Origin of the sequence: Methylocaldum szegediense (assembly GCF_949769195.1) — a bacterium.
Classification (GTDB): domain Bacteria; phylum Pseudomonadota; class Gammaproteobacteria; order Methylococcales; family Methylococcaceae; genus Methylocaldum; species Methylocaldum szegediense.
The window spans coordinates 2,569,770-2,587,614 of sequence record NZ_OX458333.1; the positions used below are offsets into that span (position 1 = coordinate 2,569,770).

Sequence of the window (17,845 nt, forward strand, 5' to 3'; positions counted from 1 at the left end):
GCGCGTACTCACAGACTCCGAACGTTGGTGATACCGTGCTGCTCGAGGATCGCGGCCATGTTGGTCTTGGCCACGTCGTCGGCGAAGGCGCTGTCGCGGAAGACGCAAGTCGTGTCGCCGGCGGGCGCGAGCGCCTTGTGCCAGTCCACGATGCCCTGCGCCAGCGCTTCCACTTCGGCCCGCTCGATCTTTGGCGCGAGGCATGCCATCAGCACGCCCCCGCCGACGGAGTGTACCTCCTTGCCGGCGAACGTGCGTGTCTCGATGGGGACGCAGAGGTCGAGGCCGAGCTTGAGGAGCAGCTCGTACAGCACATCGGTCTCGGTGCGATCGGGCTTGATGTGCTCCATGGAGTCGAGGAGCGTCTGTTCAAGGTTGTCGCGGTCGGGCTCCCACGCGCGGATGTTACTGGAATCGAGCTTGAAGACACGGAAGCCGAGGTCGCCCGTGTACGTCGGGTTCTCGTCCTTGATCTTCTTCGCAGCGCGGCGGAGGCGTTCCTTGGTCAGCTCGGCGATGTTGCGTGGCTTGCCCAGGCCGTCGCAAAACTCCGCCGCCACCCTTTGATCTTTGTTCTCAGGGTCGAGCGGCTCAGGCAACTGGACCAGCACGTAGCGCCGCGTCCCGCCATCCGCAAGGTTCTGGGTCATTACAGCGTGGCCAGTAGTCCCGGCGCCCGCAAAGAAATCCAAGACGATGTCTGACGACCGGGATGCGATCGCCACGATGCGTTCGATCAGATAAGGGGACTTCGGAAAATCAAGGACCGGACTTCCCAACAGCTCCTTCAAGGATTTGCGCCCGTAGTCATTGTTGAACTCCTTATCTAGCCACAGCGACTTGGCGAGTGTGGACGCCTTCTCACCGTCCTCGTTCATCAGGTAGTCTTTCCGGAACACTCTCCACGTACCGTCGCCCATCCGGTCAGCGATCAGCAGCTCGTTGTCAGCAACGACCTTGTCTCGACCCCAAGTCCAACATGTTTCGATGCCATCCGGTGTGACGGGCAGCACCTTCTCTGTGAACTCATGGTCCTGCACGAGAGAGACTCGGCCGGTGTCCGGATTGACGTACAGAGGGAAGAACAGATTTGGGCGGGTACGTGGATTGAACGCCTGATTCCGGTTGCGCAGACCGAGTGCGCGATACTTTCCCCTCTCGTCCTCCCTGTCGTACTCCTCCGTCATGGCCTCACCCTTAATCATGCCGACGATGCTTCCATCGACCTCCGGATCCTTAACGAAGACCGCGAGGTAGTCATGTGTCTTGGCGATATACTTGTCGAGGTGGCGTCCACGCGGATTGACGAGCACGGGCAGGAACCCGACGAATGCCTCGTCGCCAAAGATCTCACAGCCGATCTTTTTCAGGTTGTCGGCCTCCGTGTCGTCGATACTGATGAATACCGCTCCATCATCGCGAAGGAGGCTCCTCGCCACCTTGAGCCGCGGGTACATCATGTTCAGCCAGGCCGTGTGGAAGCGCCCGCTGGCCTCGGTGTTGGTGCTGATCTTCCGTCCGCCCTCAACCTGCCCTGTCAGCTCGAGGTAGTTCTTGATGCTGTCCTGGTAGTCATCGGGATAGACGAAGTCCTTCCCCGTGTTGTAGGGCGGGTCGATGTAGATGAGCTTCACCTTGCCCGCGTAGCTCTTCTGCAGAAGCTTCAGCACCTCCAGGTTGTCGCCCTCGATCATCAGGTTCTGGGTGGTGTCCCAGTCCACGCTGTCCTCCGGGCAGGGACGCAGCGTACCGGTCGAGGGCGTGAGCGCGAGTTGACGTGCGCGCCGCTTTCCGTGCCAGTTGAGACCGTACTTCTCGTCGGCGTCGGTGACGGTGGCGTCACCCACCAGCGCCTTGAGCACGTCCACGTTCACCGCGGCGCCATTCGGCCCCTCGGTCACGAGCTCCGGGAAGAGCGCCTTCAGCCGCCGAATGTTCTCGGCGACGCCATCAAGCGAGCGGGTTTCGGGATCGTTCAGGGTCAATTTCTTCATCGTCATCTCGGTCTTCATAAACGGGCAAGCGCCGCAGCACGGGCCGCCTCGGCGCGCTTGAGTTCCTGGTTGAGCGCGACCTGCCGCGCCATCTGCTTTTCCTTCTTCGCCGCCGCGCGCAGGCGCGCGATCTCGACGTCCAGCCGCGCGCACTCGACGAGGGCATCCCGGCGGGCGGCGCGCCGGTCGGCGTCGGGCAGGATACTGAAAACGCCCGACACCCTGGCGGCTTGCAGGGTCAGCAGGGTATCGAGCCAGCCCTGGTAGAGAGCGTGCAGCGATGCCTGTGGTTGGCGGCCCAGCGCCAGCGCCGCCGCGAACGCGCCTGCATAGGGCTCGCACCCGTGAGGCGCCGCCACCGTGACGGGTTCGCCGTCGAGGACGGTCTTCTGGGCCTCCGCCTGCGACCAACGCTTGTGTGCGACGGACAGCGCAACCGACTCGCGCTGTTCGGTCACGGCGAGCACCGGATAGGGGATCGCCCGGTGCAGAAGCTCCACCAGCCGCTGCGTCTTGGCCTTCTCTCGCAGCGCGACGTGCACGACAGCGATTTCCAGGTACTCACGCGCATCATCGCGAAAGGCGGCAACGCCAATGGTGGTCGGCTTCAGCGCGGCCACCCACTGGATGTGCTCGATGCCCTCGTTGACCTGGCGGCGGTCGGCCGCTGTCGGCGCGCCATGCTCCACCAGCAGCGTCTTGGGCACACGACGATCCACGCGTGCGGCGGCGGGGAGGTCGAGCGCGGCGATGACATCCTCAGCGGTCATTCCGTCTCCTGATCCGGCAGGATGACCAGCCAGGCCACCACCTCGAAGTCGTCGATGCCGGCAAACTCACCCGTCAGGGCGTGGGTGCCTCCTGGCGTGAACAGACTGGCCACGGCGCGCTCCTCGCTCTTGCCAACCACGGAGGAGACGGCTGCCGCCAGCAGCTTCTGCGGGTGGCGCATGTCCTGGCCGTTCTTCGTCGCCTTGTCGAAGCGGGCGCAGGCGCCGGCGTCGGGCAGGTCCCGCCCGACGCAGAGACGCTTCAACCGGTCGAGAATATGCTTGGCCTGCGGGTATGCCAGCAGTACCGCTCCATCATCCGCGACATGCACCAGATAATGCGGCGCGAGGGGATAGCCTTCCTCCGGCAAGCGAGCGGCGGCCGCTCCCTCCGCACGCAGGCAGAACACGATGCCGGGCGGGATCTCCGCCTCGCTCGTCGTCGTGACGGCGAATGCCCCGAGCGGCACCGATTCCAGAACCCCCGGATGCACCTTGCGATACTCCGCAAGGTCGATCCGGAAATCGGTCAATGTCAGGTCGGCAATAGAGACGCCGGTCGACAGGTCCTCGAGATCGATCACCGCGTCCTGGAGCTTGAGCAGCTGCTTGCGCCGGTACTCCAGGTCGTTCATCGGGTTGCCGGACTGCTGCTCGATCAGGTTCTCCTCGCCCGTGGCCGAGATGTCGAGCAGCACCATGCGTCCGCTGACCCGCTGTTCGAGGTTGATGTACTCCTCCAGCTCCATGTTGGGCCAGAAGTTCACGAGCTGGATGCGCTCGTTGGGTGATCCGATGCGGTCGATGCGCCCGAAGCGCTGGATGATTCGGACGGGATTCCAGTGGATGTCGTAGTTTATAAGCCAATCGCAGTCCTGGAGGTTCTGCCCTTCGGAGATGCAGTCCGTGGCGATGAGCAGGTCGATGTCACCCTCGCTCGCCAACTCCTCGGGGCGTTCTTTGGAACGCGGCGAGAAAGCGGTGAGGATGGAGCCGAGGTCGCGGCGCAGCTTCGGGAGGGTGGTTTTGTTGCTGCCCGTGCCGGTGACCAGCGCACTCTCCACCCCCAGCGTTTCCCTTGCCCAAGGTGCGAGCTGGTCGAACAGGTAGGTCGCGGTGTCGGCGAAGGCGGTGAAGATGATGACTTTGCGGTTGCCTTGGTTGATGGGTTGGCGGTGCTTGTTCGTGATGACTTCGCGCAGGGCGGCCAGCTTGGCATCCCGTTCTGGGCTGATCTCGCGGGCAGCGGCGAGGAGTGTCGCAAGCCGGTTGCGGTCCTCGATCAGGTCCTGTTTCCAGCGCACTATATCCACATCCGACAGCAGCACCTTGACCTTGCGCCCGACCAGCAGGCTCTCGAAGGCCGGGTCCTCGATGTCGACATCCTCGATGTCGATCTCTTCCAGCTCCTCGACCTGGGCCTCGATGTGGCGCAGGGTGTCTTCGACATCCCGTAGTTGGCGTTCGACGGTCAGGGCAAAAGACACAACGGAGCTCTCCATCCGCTTGAGGATGTTCACGCGGAGGAGGTGAATGAGGCTTTCCTCGCGGTCCACCTGGCGGAAGAAGCCCGTGCCGCCCTTAACCTCGGTGCTGTATTTCCTGTCGTAGGCGTCCTGTTTGTGGGGCAGCACGTACCGCAACGGTGCGTAGGCAGCGAGGTTCAGGCGACGGATTTCGAGGTTGATGTCGCGAATCGGAGGAAACGTGCCACGAAGATCGACGTCGGCCTTGATGTTGATAGGCTTGAGACGTTCGGGGAACCGGCCGGTCTCCGTGACGCCATAGTACTTCGCAATGTGTTTTCGGGACCGGGCGATGGTCAGCAGGTCGAGCAAAGTGAAGTAGTCGAACCCCAGCATCTCCACCAGTTTCGCCGGCGTGCGCTCGGCCTCAGGCAGTTCGAGCCAGCGGTTGAACTGCTTCTGCGCCAGGCGCGTGGTGCTGTCGATGCTGCCGATGCCGTGTTCCAGCAGCGCCGTATCGTCGCCCTCCGTCGCGAACACGATCTGGTTGCGCAGGTCGGCCATGCGGTTGTTAACGGGCGTGGCCGAAAGCATCAGCACGCGCGTCTTCACGCCCTCGCGGATGATCTTGCGCATCAGGCGGTCGTAGCGGGTCTCACCGCCGGCCTGTGGGGTCTTCTTGTTGCGGAAGTTGTGCGACTCGTCGATGACGACGAGGTCGTAGTTGCCCCAGTTGACGTGCGCGAGGTCGATGTCTCCAGACATCCCGCGATCACGCGAGAGGTCGGTGTGGTTCAGGACATCGTAGTTGAAGCGGTCGGAAGCGAGGACGTTGCGCCGGTCATTGGACTTGTACAGCGTCCAGTTGTCCCGCAGCCGCTTGGGGCAGAGCACGAGCACCCGGTCGTTGCGCAACTCGTAGTACTTAATGATCGCGAGGGCCTCGAAGGTCTTCCCCAAGCCGACACTATCCGCGATGATGCAGCCGCCGAAGCGGTTCAACTTGTCGATCGCGCCGACCACGCCATCGCGCTGGAACTTGTAGAGCTTCTTCCAGACGACGGTATTCCGTATGCCTGTTGCCGACTTGATGACCTGCTCTTCGTCGAGTGCGTCGCCGCGACTGGAGAAGAGATGGTGCAACACCAGTGCGTAGATCAGGTGCGGGTCCCGATGGCTGGCGAGCGCCGTAATGTGACGCAGCAGTTCGTCCTTCGCCGCGCGCGTGTCGGGAAGAATCGCCCATTGGCTCTCGAACCATTGGGCGAGCATCCCAGCTTCGTCGGCTGATTCCGATGCCTGGATCAGGTTCAGCGGGTTCCCGGGAACCAGGCCAAGTCCTTCAGACGTGAGCCCAACGGCTCCGAGCAGGGCTTGCACGGGGGCTCCGGATCGGTCGCGCAACACGAGCGTTCCCTGGGGGACGCTGCCTCCGGCCAAACGCACGGTCACGTTGTCATTGAGCCACCGGAGTAGACGGGCCGCAAGCCATCGCGTCTGCAGCTGATTGCGGGCGGTACGCTCATTGGCCGTGCCAATAAGAGCGTGGCCGTCGAGGCCCGCCGGCAACACCAACCGACAGGCGGGGCCACGATTCAGACTGTCGATCAGCTCGCCGAAACCGAATATGGAGAGAGCCGGAGACACCGCGTCGATGGACATGCCATCGCCAAGGTGTGGCCGGACGATGTCGACAACGCGGTCGCTTCCAGTGTTGCGGACAAGTCTCATCGGGTTGCGTTCCGGATGTTGCCTTCGCCGGACTGACCGGCGGAGTCCGTCGAGCCGTGCAGCGTGTCGGTCATGTACCAGTGCGCGGCTTCATAGCCGACGGTGGCGGCTGAGCTTTGGTTGCTGTTCTTTTTCGGTTGGCCCATTTGAGTTTCTTGTCGTGCTGTACGTGCAGGCGAATGTCTTTGGAAATCGTGAAGCCGCAAGTGCCTGTTCTCCTCAGGATGGCGAAGGAGGGGAGTGCCCGGACATACTGATCCCCTCCTGATTTAGCAGAGCAATCTGCTGGTCCGAAGGCTTCCTGGCAGCGGGGTCGGTATCCAGACCGAGACGTTTAAGCGTGTAGTAAAGCAGCGCCTTGCGGACGGTGATGCTGGCCTTGCCGTCGCGCATGCCATAGTCGAGCGCCACCACCTTCTTCTGCGCGTCGGACAGGCCCGGGTGCGGACCGATCTTCAGCGTGACGTGCGTGTGCCAGTCGGCATCCTGGCTGTCGTCGATATCGCTGGGGCGGCTGTCCCGGGTGCCGAGGATGCGCGCCAGCAGGAAGTCCTTGAAACAGCCGTCGGTGAAGCAGTACGCCCGGGCATGCCAGCGGAAACCGTCGAACGCGATGGCATGCGGCGCGATCCAGCGCCAGCGTGGGGCAGGGTTGGAAAGGGACTGGTACTCGACTTCCAGCGCCTGCCTGGTACGGATCGCTTCGATGACCCGGCGCAGCGTGTGGGCATCGATGCCACGGACAGGGCTGGGGACCGTATCGAAGGCCGGCATCTGGCCGATCCAAGTTTCCTCCTGCGTGACGATGCCGTCGGAGATCGACCGCAATTGGGACAGGTAGCTGGCCGGGCCCGGTTTCAGAAACAGGGGCTCGAAGCAGTCGCCCCGGACGTAGGTGCGGGCGCTCTTGTCGTAGACCATGTTGCCCGGCGCCATGCCGAGGTAGCGGTTCAGGTCGGTGGATGCCTGGTTGATCGAGATCCCGAAGGCGGCCATCAGGTCGCCGCGGTTGACATGGCCTTCCCAGAACAGCCGGAACTCAATGAATTCGAGCCGGCGCTCAATGCCCCACCGAACGCTGCCTTGCGTTGTCCCCACCCTTGCACCCCAGTATCATGACCCACATCGGAATTGTATTCGACCAGTTTCTGGTTGGTTTGTGAAGAGAGGATGGGTGCGGCGGGGGCCATCGCCGCGAGGGGGGCGTGGCGCAGTCAGCGAATCATGGTATTTTTCATGGTATTTGGTGCTTGATGGCGTTCTAATACATTGATTTATATGGTATCCAAGTTCTTATTGATGTTCGAGTGGTCTCAGGGGCTAGCACCGAGCATGCCGCTTCGCGCCCCACGTTGCCCGAGCCAATGAGCGCCGTGTTCGTCGTAATCAGGACGCGAATCTCGGTGCCCTGACTCAGGCTCGGGCGGCGTCTTCAAGGAAGAATGCGTTGAAAGCGCTCACGAACTTACCCAGTATTCCACGGGTCTGCGCAAAAACTCGTCCACGGGAATGCCGCCCTCGCCCACGATCAGAGGACGTACCTCGCCGAACGCCTCGGCGAAGGCCTGCAGGCCGCTGCGGGCATCGCGCGGCTTCCCGGTCTTGACCTCGATGGCGGTCACCTGTTGTCCGCGGCGGACCACAAAATCCACTTCATGATTGCGCTCCCGCCAGTAGAAAAGCTCACAGGCACCAACGGACGCCCCGTTAGCGAGATGCGCGCCTACTGCCGATTCTGCCAGCCTGCCCCAGTACTCGCGATCGGTCCGCGCCTCTTCGAAGGTTCGGCCGCTCAAGGCCGAGAACAGCGCGGTATTGAGCACCTGCAGCTTCGGGCTCGACCCACGGCTGCGCACCACTTCGCCCGCGAACTTGGGCAAGCCGACCAACATCCCCGCACCGGCCAGCAAGTCGAGATAATGCGCCAGCGTGGTAGTGTTCCCCGCGTCCTGGAGCTGCCCGAGCATCTTGTTGTAGGACAGAATCTGCCCCGAGTAGCGGCAGCCGAGCTCGAACAGACGTCGCAGCAGTGCCGGCTTGTCTACGCGCGCAAGTAGCAGCACGTCACGGGAAATGGTGGTCTCGATCAGCGAATCAAGGATGTAAGCGCGCCACCGCTCCGGCTCGTCGATGAGAGGCGCCGCACCGGGATAGGCCCCGTAGAAAATGTACTCGTCCACTGACCAGCCGAAAGCCGCCTCCATCTCCGCGAAGGACCAATGAGGCAACCGAATCACTTCGAAGCGACCCGCAAGGCTCTCAGTAAGCCCCCGCTGAATCAGCAGAGGTGCCGAACCGAGCAAAACAACCCGCAGGTTCACACGTTTGCGCGTATCCTCATCCCAAAGCCGCTTCACTGTCTCCGACCAGCCGGGGATCTTCTGCACCTCGTCGAGCACGAGGACGGCACCCTCACCACCAGCCATCAGCCGAGCCGCCTCCCACTGAGCGGCGATCCACTCCGCTCCCTTCAGCGTTGGCTCGTCGGCGCTGGCGAAGTGAGCCAGGATGCCGGCCTCCTCAATCACCTGCTGCACGAGAGTGGTCTTGCCTACCTGCCGCGGACCAGCGACGACCTGAATGAAGCGCCGTGGCTCGGCCAGCCTTTGCCGCAGGACCTGGGCCTGGGGACGCTGATACGGGGTTAACGATTTACTCAACATACTGAGTAAAAATACTCAGTACTTTGAGCAAATGTCAAAGCATTATTGGTCACAACCTGCGGCATTGGGAAGCACGGCCGCAGCGAGCACTGCAGCCGGAAAGCCGGGTTGAGCCGGACAAGCGCCTGGCACAGCCGGTTTTCGAGAACTACGTCAATTAACGTCCCGACAATTCTGAGTACTGCGCTCAGCGGCCGATTCGCCTGCTGTGTTCTCGGACGGTGCTTCACCGTGTAGCACAACACCTAGAGACAGCCAAAGGTGGCGATTTCGACGACGGATTCTATGAAGAGTGCGGTCATGGTTGGTCAACCCTCGGCCAATCGTCAGGCACCAGCTTCATGCCGCCGCGCCAACGCTCTACGATGGCCTCGCGATACCACTGCTCATTGAGATCAGCATGCTCCACGATGATTACTTGTAGAGACGGTTCGACCTGTTCGACTGCTTGGAAAATCAAACTGAACATTTGAACGACACGTTGACGATCGTCATCTGGTACTTGATCCATTGAGCCGTCAGCGATGTCTTTATCAGCTGGGAAGTACACCTGTGAAGGTTGGTCAAAGAAGATAAAGCGAGGTACAGGTCGTGAACGCTGCACAAACCATTGATGCAATGCTAGGTGTGCAATAAGGTGAAAACCGACCGCGGAACCCCATTCAGTTTCCGCCAGTGTCGCTCAGCGCTTTTCACCAGCATGAACACCATCGCGAGAATACTTCTCCGTGACACGCAGCCTCGCGTTTTAGCGGTTCTGAGCCTCACCGTGGCAAAGGTGGATTCGATCGGATTGGTGGTCCTTAGGTGAATCCAATGCTCCGCCGGAAAAGCGTAGAACGCCAACAGCGCGTCCCGATCCTTTTCCAAGCACGCCACCGCCTTGAGATACTTGGGCCGATACACCTCGACGAAATGATCGAACGCGTTCTCCGCTTCCTGCCGGGTGGCGGCCATCCAGATCTCGTGCAGCGCCGCTTTGGCTTTGGGCTGTTGGCTCTTGGGCAGCTTATTGAGCACATTCGCCGTCTTATGGACCCAACAGCGTTGGCCACGGGTGGTCCCGTACACCTGCGGTAAGGCTTTCCAGAAGCCTAAGGCGCCATCGCCGATGGCTAGGTGCGGATCAAGGGTGAGACCCCGGGCTTTGAGATCCAACAGCACCTCGCGCCAGGACGGTTCGCTCTCCCGATAGCCATCAGCCAACGCCAGCAACTCCTTCTTGCCGTCCGCCGTAGCACCAATCACCACCAGAATGCACTGCGCCGCATCCTCCAGCCGTACCCCGAAATGAATGCCATCTACCCAGAGATACACATAACGCCGGTTCGACAAATCCCGCCGCGACCAACGCTGATGCTCGTCCTTCCACGCCTCTTTTCAAGCGGCTGATCGTACTCGCCGACAATCCGGGCGCCTCCCGCCCTAACAGCACCGTCAGCGCCTCCTGAACATCCCCGGTCGAGATCCCTTTCAAGTACAACCACGGCAATAACTCCTCAAGGCTCTGGGCGCCGGAGGTAGAACACTTTCCTTCGCTCGAGAAGGCCACTGCAGATTTCAGCTTTTGAGTTTCTCTGTGCTCGGGGATCTCTCCCAACCACCGCACGCAAGGTTCCTTCATTATTGGAGTAGGGCTTGACCTCGTGCGTCATACCTGACGCATCCTCGTTTTAGTCGGTGTGGAAAAGGTCGATATAGCTCTGGTAGGCGAAACGGCGGTTACGTTTTTGGCCGGTGATCTCGTGGAGGATACCGTGCTCCTGGAAGCGGGCCACCAGCTCGTTGGCGGCCGGACTGGTCACACCGATCAAGTCGCGCACCCTGGCGACGGTGATGATAGGCGACCGGTATAGGTATTCCAGAACCCGATGGCCGTTGGCCGCGCTGCGCCCTAGTTCGGCGGTGATCAAATCGCGATGCTGCTCACGCAAGGAAAGGATGCGCCGAGCCGTTTCCGTAGCCTGTTGGCTAACCTCGTAAACACCTCTCAGGAAAAAGTGGAGCCATCGCTCCCAGGCGCCCTCGTCGCGGACTGCCTGTAGATGGTCGTAGTATGCCTGGCGGCGGCGTTTGAAGTAGTGGGATAGGTACAAAACGGGCCTGGTCAATGCTTTTTGCTCGCACAGGAGTAAGGTGATAAGTAGGCGCCCCACGCGGCCATTGCCATCGAGAAAGGGGTGAATGGTCTCGAACTGGGCGTGTGCCAGCCCGATGCGGATCAACAACGGCAAGTCGGACTCGCTGTGGAGAAACTTTTCTAGATCGGCCATCGCTTGAGGCACCACGTCGGGCGGCGGGGGAACGAAAGTGGCCTCATTGATGGTACAACCCCTGGGGCCAATCCAGTTCTGGGTACGGCGCAACTCACCGGGGGTAAGATTGCCACCCCGCACGTTGTGGAGCAGCCGCTTATGGATCTCACGAATGAGACGAGTGGAGACGGGCAACTCACGGAGCCGGTCCAGTCCATAGTTCATGGCAGCAACGTAGTTGAGAACCTCATCCACATCAGCCGGCAAGCCGGGAGTGAGTATTTTCGCCTCGGCAGCCAGTACATCCTGCAACGAACTTTGCGTACCTTCGATCTGACTGGAAAGCACCGCTTCCTTGCGAACGTACATGGCGACGAACAGATCTGGGTGGGGCAGTGTATGAATCGACCCGTCGAGTCGGCCGAGGGCGCGGTCGGCCTGGGAAAGAGCAGCCATGAGCGGGGCATTAATGCGGATGGGCGGAACAGGAGGCAAAGGTGCAGGGATGAACGCCCGGTAGCCGCTTAACTGGCGCATGTACAGGCCCGCCCTTGCTGCCCCGGAATCGGCTTTCATATCCTTGTCCATTAGTTGCCTTCGCTTTCTTAAGCGATTTCTCCCCAAACCATAGTAAAGCAACGCTTTATTATAGAGAAGTCAATCGCTCCATCGTAAACCTAACTTTCATTAGCCATTTGGGCTTACTCGGCCAATGATCTCCTCTAGCAACCTTTCAGCCTGGGCCTGAACCATCCAGCAGGTGGCTTTAAGAGCGTTTCCACTTTGTTTATACGGCATAATTGGCACTGCGGAAATCATTTACCCGTAGTGGAAAACCTTAGGTAGTGGAAAACCTTAGAATGATCGAGAAGGCTCAAGCGATCATGCGGTGTCTGAATGTCGAGAGTCGAACCTTCAGTGGCATGTCCCCCGAAAGCTGTAATGTAAGGCCGATCAGTCCGCATGTCCCTCAATTTCGTGGCTGCAAGGATTGACAGAAACCATTGTCGGGCAGGAGTTTCAACAGCGGCCCGCATTCGTGAAACTGCCCACTGAATCTTTATGCCCGCATCAACGGATGCTTCCAGAAATCGAAAAAGGTACTTCGTCCTTACCCGGGGGAACAACAACAATGCTGCAACTGCTTGTCGTTCTATTGTTCATGCTCATTCTTCCAGTCATCTCCATCGTATGGGACACGGTTTTCGGTACCGCCGAGCTCATGGCCTCGATCGGGAAATGGTTCGTCCATTGGGGCGTCGGATGGAGACTGGTCGCGGCTGGAGCTCACCAGTTGTTCAAGCCGTCTTTTACGGCGAAAGACATTTTTGAGATTGACGATCCGAGAGCCAGCAAACTTGTTTTGGAAATCGGATTCGGAAATCTCGCCATCGGTACTACGGCAATTGCGAGCTTATACTTCCCTGCATGGATCGACGGCTTGGCGTTGGCGGGTGCAATCTTCTACGCCCTTGCAGGCATACAGCATGTCAGGAACCGCGCTTCAACCCGGCCCGAAATCGTTGCGATGGTTTCCGACCTTGGCATAGCCGCTATCTTGATAGTCTATCTTTGCTGGCGCGCCGCCTAGCACGAATACAGGGCAGCGGAGGTAACCAACCCCGAGTTCTGTCGTTTTCTAGGAGCTGAGCAAGGCTCGGTCGTGCAAGGCAGGAGATCGAGCTCGCTCGTCGACGCTGGCGAGGGTCAAATATCCTACCCGCAATCGCTGCCCTCGGTCTCCCAGCGCACGGGGGACAGCGGGGGGGCACACTCGCGGCCATGTCGGCGGCACACGTGGCTGCGTAGAGTTGCGATAGGATACATGTGTCAACGCCGACTGAAAAGTGACCCCTTTTGAGGGTTTATCGCCGAAGTAAAATTGACCCCTTGAGGCCCAAAAGTTATTCGACGGCCGCTGTCTGCGGCGGGGTTGTTCCTGCCTTGCGCTTGTCCTTCAATCGGTAACTGTCGCCGGTGATTTGCACGATGTGGGCGTGATGCAGGAGCCGATCCAGCATCGCGGCCGTCAGGGTCTGATCATCGGCAAAGGTGCCCGCCCACTGGGTGAACGGCAGGTTGCTGGTGAGAATCAGGCTGCCGCGCTCGTAGCGCTTGGCGACGACGTTGAAGAAGAGATTCGCTTCGTCACGTCCGAGCGGCAGATAGCCGATCTCATCGATGACCAACAGCCTGGGCGCCATCACGACCCGGTTGAAGTACTCCTTGAGACGCTCCTGGCGGTGTGCGGCGGTGAGTTGCAACATCAGATCGGCGGCGGTGACGAAGCGTGTCTTGAGGCCGGCCATCACCGCGCGGTAGGCCAAGGCGATCGCCAGATGGGTTTTACCAACCCCGCTGGGGCCGAGCAGGACGATGTTCTCGGTGCGCTCGATAAAGCTCAAACCCGCCAGTTCCTGGAGCTGGGCCCGGGGCGCTCCCAAGGAGAAAGCAAAGTCGTACTGCTCCAAAGTCTTCACGACCGGCAAGGTGGCCATCTTGAGCAAGGTCTGCCGGGTGCGTTCGGCGCGGGCCTTGGCCTCGGCGATGAGCAGTTTCTCGAGGAAGTCGGCAAAGCTCTCCTCGCGATCGGCGGCCTGCTGGGCCAGGTGGGGCCAGTCCGACCCGATCCGCTCGAGCTTCAGGCTTTGGCTGAGTTCGGTAATCCGGGCGTGCTGCAGATTCATGCCGTCACCTCCAGCAACTGGTCGTACACCGACAGGGGATGTTGCAGGCTGTCATGGGGCAAGACGCGGCCAACGTGCCGCTGGGGTGCCGGCAAGCCTTGGGGTGCCTGAACCGGCAACGGCCGCAGGGCGAGGCGCTCTTCGGCCAATCGCACCGCGGGCTGTACGCCGGTGGTGCCGTGCACCCGTTGATGCGCCACCTGATCGAGCCAGGGGCCGATCTGGGCATTGGCGGTCTCGACATCGAGTGTCAAGCCGGCGCTCTTGAGCGTGGCCGCCAGTGGCGTGATGAAGCTGGCTTTCAGGTATCCGTTGAAGCGCTCCACCTTGCCCTTGGTTTGGGCCCGGTACGGCCGGCAGACCTTGGGCCGGAAGCCATACGCCCCGGCCAGCGCGTACAGGGCCGGGTGCCAGCGGTGCCGGCCTTCACCGTAGGCGTCCCGTTCGGTGATGATGGCGCCGGCATTGTCGAACAGCACCTCTTCGGGCACCCCGCCGAAGTAGTGGAGGGCCTCGCGCAGCCCCGTCAACCAGGCCGCGCTGTCCTCGCGGTCGGAAAAGCGCACGAACGTGGCGCGACTGAACCCCAGCGTGGCCACGAAGGCTTTGAGCGGATCGCGCCCCCGCCGGATCGTCGTGAAATCGGCCTGCATCTGGCGGCCCGGTGGGGTTTCAAAGCGGACCACCGGTTCTTCCGGTCGCCGTTTGAAGGGGGCGAGATACGCCTTGAGCTGGCTGATGCCGCCTGCATAGCCCCGTTCACGAAGCTCTCGCAGCAGCACCGTGGCCGGAATCCAATGCGGACGTGCCGCCTCGATGCGTTGCTGCAGATAGGCTTTGAAGGGATCCAACTTGCAGGGGCGGGGCGCCCGCAGCCGGTACCGGGGCAACGCGCTTTCGCTGCGCAGGTACTTGCGTACCGTGTTGCGCGAGACGCCCAGCTCCCGCGCGATGGCTTTGATGCCATGGCCCTGTCGGGCCAATACTTTGATCTCCACTGACTGCTCCTGAGTCAACATTTCCGCGGCTCAAAAAAGCCGCCATTTTCCCCCAAGGGGTCAAATTTACTTCGGTGTCAGGGGTCATTTTTACATCGGCGGTGACATACATGGACATTCTGAAACGATTTTGCCTGCTCGCATCGCTCTGTCTTTGCGCCGCTGTTGCGCTGGGCGATGCGTCGGATTTGAGCAAGTTTTTTAAAAATACCCCTGGAGCGTTTGTTCTTTACGATCTGAAGAACGACCGTTACCTACGCTACAACCCCGTGCGCTGCAAACAGCGTTTTACTCCGCATTCAACGTTCAAAATTCCAAATTCGCTGATCGGGCTGGAAACGGGCGTGATCCCTAATGCCGATTTCGTCATCCCGTGGGATCGCCAGCAATATCCGCCGGAGGAAGCCATGAGTGAAGAATGGAACCGCGATCACGATTTGCGCTCGGCCATCAAATACTCCGTCGTCTGGTACTACAGAGAATTGGCCAAGCGGGTTGGCGAGGCGCGAATGAAGAAGATGGTTCAGGCATTGCGCTACGGCAACCAGGACATCTCCGGAGGCATCGATCGTTTCTGGCTCAACAGCAGTTTGGCGATTTCGGCGAACGAACAGGTGGCGTTTCTCAAACGGTTTTATGCTGAAAAGCTGCCGGTTTCACAGCGTTCGGTGAAGATCGTCAAGGACATTCTGGTTCTCGAAAAAACGCCGGAATATACATTGAGCGGCAAAACGGGCGGTGGGCCACGCGGCGATGGTAAGTATCTGGGCTGGTTCGTGGGCTATTTGGAAACCAGGGGGAACGTGTATTTCTTCGCTACGAACGTGGACGGCGATAATTTCGCAGCGATCCGGGAACCTCGCGTTACGATCACACGGCAAATCCTGACGAACCTGGGCTATCTGCCACATTGAAAGACTACAAGAGTCGGGAAGCAGACCAGGGGCGGAAGACCGCAACCACGCACTGCGTTAAATTTAGTGCGATGACTGTCCCTGCGCCGAGCTTTCTGACTTAGTCGATGCAGGCAAGACTTCTCTACCGTCCGTAGTAACCTATACGAGACCTTCGAGGCGGTTTAGCAACATGAAAGGGCAAGAAGTGCCCCCGCGTTACATCCATTTAAGGAAGCTCTGATTTAATCTCCAGTGGGAGAAGCGACCTGTGCAACTGATTGATCTAAAAAGCCCTCACCCAACCCTCTCCCAAAGGGAGAGGGCTTATTCAGAGCTTCCTTAATAGAGTGAAAATATCGCCTGGCCATGATACCGAGTGATGAAGATTGGATGCGCCATGCCCTATTACTTGCCGAAAAGGCCAGCAGCATGGGCGAAGTGCCTGTGGGCGCGGTATTGGTAAAGGACGATGTCCTGATCGCTGAAGGCTGGAATTGTCCCATAGGCACCAACGATCCTACCGCCCATGCGGAAATCGTGGCGCTCAGGGCCGCAGGCGCGCGGCTAGGCAATTATCGGCTGGTCGATACCGTTCTTTACGTGACCCTGGAACCCTGCGTGATGTGCATGGGCGCGATCGTTCACGCGCGCGTAAAGCGGCTCGTGTTCGGCGCCCCGGATCCCAAACGGGGCGCCGTTTGCAGCGCGTTGCAACTCGCCAATACCGAGTTTCTCAACCATAAGGTCGAATACCGTGGCGGCGTCCTGGAGGAGGACTGCGGCCTCCTCCTCAGGCAGTTCTTCCAGGAAAGACGCTAAGCTCCTGCCTCGCTGGATTTTTCCGGTACCATGGCCATCGTGCCGACCTTGCTCTCTTCGGTAAGCCAAACCAGAAGATCGTAGTACCGCCGTATGCTGTTGACGTAATGAACCGCCACAGCGCCGCGGGCTTTGCCGTACTTGGTCTTCCGATACCAGCGAGGCTTACTGAGCAAGGGCAGCACTTTCTTGATCTCGATCCACTTATCGGGATCGCCACCGCGTTTTACAACCAGATTCCTGGCGTCCTCGATATGGCCGTACCCAAGGTTGTAGGCGGCCAAGGCGTACCAGGTGCGATCCGGATCCTCGACCTGCGGCGGAATATTCGCCAAGGTCTGCCGAAAATAAGATGCGCCACCCCAAATGCTTTGAGCGGGATTGAATCGGTCTTTTACCTTCAATTCCTTGGCGGTGACTCCGGTCAACATCATCAGACCACGCACCCCTTCAGCCGAAACAGCCGTGCTACGCCATTTGGACTCCTGATAGGCAATAGCCGCCAGAAGTCGCCAGTCGAGGTCATAGCGCTTGGCCGCCTGCACGAACAGGCGCTTGTACTTAGGCAGACGAGTCACATAATCGCGACGCAACGAACTGTCCAAAGCCGCATCGAATGCTTCCGCATGGCCGTAATAGCGATCAACTAATTGGTCGAGCGTCTTGTTCTCCTTCACCTCCTCAAAGAAGCGGACAGTCTCGTCGTACAGGCTGCCATCCTCCGACATGGGCAAAGCCCAGGCGAGTTCCCGGGGTTTGCCGATATCGAAGGCAACACGCAGGTTTGGATAAAAGCGACGCATGATCAGCGCCTGATCCGAATTGGCAACCGTGTAATCGACCAGTCCTTTGCTGACGAGAAACAGGAGTTCGTGAACGTCTTGATCAAAATTGACGCGCCAATTGAGCTGACGATATTTCCGTTTTTGGGCCTTCAGGGTGCTCAAATGGCCGCTCCCCGCTGAAACTTCCAGTACCCCGTCGGCCAAATCGGCAATGCTTTTCGGACGCGGACGACTATCGCTGTATAAGACTTGTTCAGAAAGAGTCCGATAAGGTGGTGCAAAGCGCAGTTTCGTTTTTCTCGTTTCGTCGACCAACAACCCGGCTGCCGCGATATCCGCCTTTCCCTCGGTGAGCGTTTGTATTGCCTGTTTGACCGAATCCGCCACGATAAATTTGACTTTGACGTCGAGCCGCTTGGCAAAAAGCTCGGCCAAATCATGCTCTAAACCTACCGCGCCGTTGATGCTTTCGTAATAAGTGGAAGGTCCATAACGGGTGACGACCCGCAGTTCACCGGATTGCTTGATCCGTTTCAACTGGGTGAGCGGTTGGGATGTTTCTTGGGTACATCCCGAAAAAGAAGCTGCGATGAAAAGGTAAGCGAGGAAATTGAGAAGTCTGGATTCCTTAAACAGTGATTTTTCTTGTTGCCCCCTTATAAATTTTCTTTTTTCGTCTACAGTTATCGCGTGATCTAAACTTCGGCCCAAGGTGTCTTTCAGGTTTAGACCGAAGGGCATGACTTTGCACAAATTCATCGCCCCCCACCATTTAGTTCTC

14 protein-coding genes and 1 pseudogene are annotated in these 17,845 nt (G+C 59.7%); 3 read left to right on the top strand and 12 right to left on the bottom strand.

The features are described from left to right. Positions 1-8 precede the first annotated feature (8 nt). The 9 genes and pseudogenes from QEN43_RS10905 to QEN43_RS10945 form a co-directional block, all read right to left on the bottom strand. The gene (locus QEN43_RS10905; RefSeq protein WP_317963242.1) at positions 9-1,994 is read right to left on the bottom strand and encodes a site-specific DNA-methyltransferase; all 1,986 of its coding nucleotides are present in this window, start codon (positions 1,992-1,994) and stop codon (positions 9-11) included. A 14-nt stretch (positions 1,995-2,008) separates the two neighbouring features. Next, positions 2,009-2,764 carry a DUF4391 domain-containing protein gene (locus QEN43_RS10910; protein WP_317963243.1) on the bottom strand — a complete coding sequence of 252 codons (756 nt, stop codon included), beginning with the start codon at positions 2,762-2,764 and terminating at the stop codon, positions 2,009-2,011. Next, the gene (locus QEN43_RS10915; protein WP_317963244.1) at positions 2,761-5,892 is read right to left on the bottom strand and encodes a helicase-related protein; all 3,132 of its coding nucleotides are present in this window, start codon (positions 5,890-5,892) and stop codon (positions 2,761-2,763) included. Before QEN43_RS10915 ends, QEN43_RS10910 begins: the two co-directional genes overlap by 4 nt. Before the next feature lie 65 nt (positions 5,893-5,957). Beyond that, complete coding sequence (locus QEN43_RS10920; RefSeq protein WP_178137922.1) at positions 5,958-6,107, bottom strand: hypothetical protein; 150 nt, start codon at positions 6,105-6,107, stop codon at positions 5,958-5,960. Positions 6,108-6,180: 73 nt separating this feature from the next. Further along, positions 6,181-7,059, bottom strand: a complete 879-nt coding sequence (locus QEN43_RS10925; RefSeq protein ID WP_317963245.1) for a WYL domain-containing protein — start codon at positions 7,057-7,059, stop codon at positions 6,181-6,183. A gap of 359 nt (positions 7,060-7,418) precedes the next feature. Further along, on the bottom strand, positions 7,419-8,624 hold the full coding sequence (locus tag QEN43_RS10930) for an ATP-binding protein (protein WP_026611442.1): 1,206 nt from the start codon (positions 8,622-8,624) through the stop codon (positions 7,419-7,421). Between the two features lie 298 nt (positions 8,625-8,922). Then, entirely contained in the window at positions 8,923-9,243 is a 321-nt protein-coding gene (locus QEN43_RS10935) for a DUF3732 domain-containing protein (RefSeq protein WP_051331934.1), read from the bottom strand. A gap of 2 nt (positions 9,244-9,245) precedes the next feature. Then, positions 9,246-10,134 (bottom strand): annotated as a pseudogene (locus QEN43_RS10940) (IS256 family transposase); the annotation flags it as partial. Between the two features lie 163 nt (positions 10,135-10,297). Beyond that, the gene (locus tag QEN43_RS10945; protein ID WP_026611441.1) at positions 10,298-11,455 is read right to left on the bottom strand and encodes a Fic family protein; all 1,158 of its coding nucleotides are present in this window, start codon (positions 11,453-11,455) and stop codon (positions 10,298-10,300) included. 415 nt (positions 11,456-11,870) lie between these two features. On the opposite strand from QEN43_RS10945, the gene QEN43_RS10950 reads away from it, so the two are divergent. Beyond that, entirely contained in the window at positions 11,871-12,470 is a 600-nt protein-coding gene (locus tag QEN43_RS10950; RefSeq protein WP_202901173.1) for a hypothetical protein, read from the top strand. A 313-nt stretch (positions 12,471-12,783) separates the two neighbouring features. Here the strand turns inward: QEN43_RS10950 and istB are convergent, their stop codons facing one another. Both istB and istA read right to left on the bottom strand, forming a co-directional pair. Continuing rightward, positions 12,784-13,566, bottom strand: a complete 783-nt coding sequence (istB, locus tag QEN43_RS10955; RefSeq protein WP_026609733.1) for an IS21-like element helper ATPase IstB — start codon at positions 13,564-13,566, stop codon at positions 12,784-12,786. Beyond that, positions 13,563-14,585, bottom strand: a complete 1,023-nt coding sequence (gene istA / locus QEN43_RS10960) for an IS21 family transposase (protein WP_026609734.1) — start codon at positions 14,583-14,585, stop codon at positions 13,563-13,565. Before istA ends, istB begins: the two co-directional genes overlap by 4 nt. An 89-nt stretch (positions 14,586-14,674) precedes the next feature. Between istA and blaOXA the strand changes: the two genes are divergently transcribed. Beyond that, positions 14,675-15,478, top strand: a complete 804-nt coding sequence (blaOXA, locus tag QEN43_RS10965) for a class D beta-lactamase (RefSeq protein ID WP_051331933.1) — start codon at positions 14,675-14,677, stop codon at positions 15,476-15,478. Between the two features lie 348 nt (positions 15,479-15,826). Next, the gene (gene tadA, locus QEN43_RS10970) at positions 15,827-16,279 is read left to right on the top strand and encodes a tRNA adenosine(34) deaminase TadA (protein ID WP_317963246.1); all 453 of its coding nucleotides are present in this window, start codon (positions 15,827-15,829) and stop codon (positions 16,277-16,279) included. Here the strand turns inward: tadA and mltF are convergent. Continuing rightward, positions 16,276-17,823, bottom strand: coding sequence for a membrane-bound lytic murein transglycosylase MltF (gene mltF, locus QEN43_RS10975; protein WP_084162271.1), 1,548 nt, complete (start codon positions 17,821-17,823; stop codon positions 16,276-16,278). The two genes, tadA and mltF, sit on opposite strands and share 4 nt — an antisense overlap. Between the last annotated feature and the right edge of the window lie 22 nt (positions 17,824-17,845).

Excerpts from the sequence above, each read along its gene's own strand:
- QEN43_RS10905 (WP_317963242.1), bottom strand. The coding sequence starts at position 1,994 with ATGAAGAAATTGACCCTGAACGATCCCGAAACCCGCTCGCTTGATGGC.
- QEN43_RS10910 (WP_317963243.1), bottom strand. The coding sequence starts at position 2,764 with ATGACCGCTGAGGATGTCATCGCCGCGCTCGACCTCCCCGCCGCCGCA.
- QEN43_RS10915 (WP_317963244.1), bottom strand. The coding sequence starts at position 5,892 with ATGTCCATCGACGCGGTGTCTCCGGCTCTCTCCATATTCGGTTTCGGC.
- QEN43_RS10920 (WP_178137922.1), bottom strand. The coding sequence starts at position 6,107 with ATGGGCCAACCGAAAAAGAACAGCAACCAAAGCTCAGCCGCCACCGTC.
- QEN43_RS10930 (WP_026611442.1), bottom strand. The coding sequence starts at position 8,624 with ATGTTGAGTAAATCGTTAACCCCGTATCAGCGTCCCCAGGCCCAGGTC.
- QEN43_RS10945 (WP_026611441.1), bottom strand. The coding sequence starts at position 11,455 with ATGAAAGCCGATTCCGGGGCAGCAAGGGCGGGCCTGTACATGCGCCAG.
- istB (WP_026609733.1), bottom strand. The coding sequence starts at position 13,566 with ATGAATCTGCAGCACGCCCGGATTACCGAACTCAGCCAAAGCCTGAAG.
- istA (WP_026609734.1), bottom strand. The coding sequence starts at position 14,585 with ATGTTGACTCAGGAGCAGTCAGTGGAGATCAAAGTATTGGCCCGACAG.
- blaOXA (WP_051331933.1), top strand. The coding sequence starts at position 14,675 with ATGGACATTCTGAAACGATTTTGCCTGCTCGCATCGCTCTGTCTTTGC.
- tadA (WP_317963246.1), top strand. The coding sequence starts at position 15,827 with ATGATACCGAGTGATGAAGATTGGATGCGCCATGCCCTATTACTTGCC.
- mltF (WP_084162271.1), bottom strand. The coding sequence starts at position 17,823 with ATGAATTTGTGCAAAGTCATGCCCTTCGGTCTAAACCTGAAAGACACC.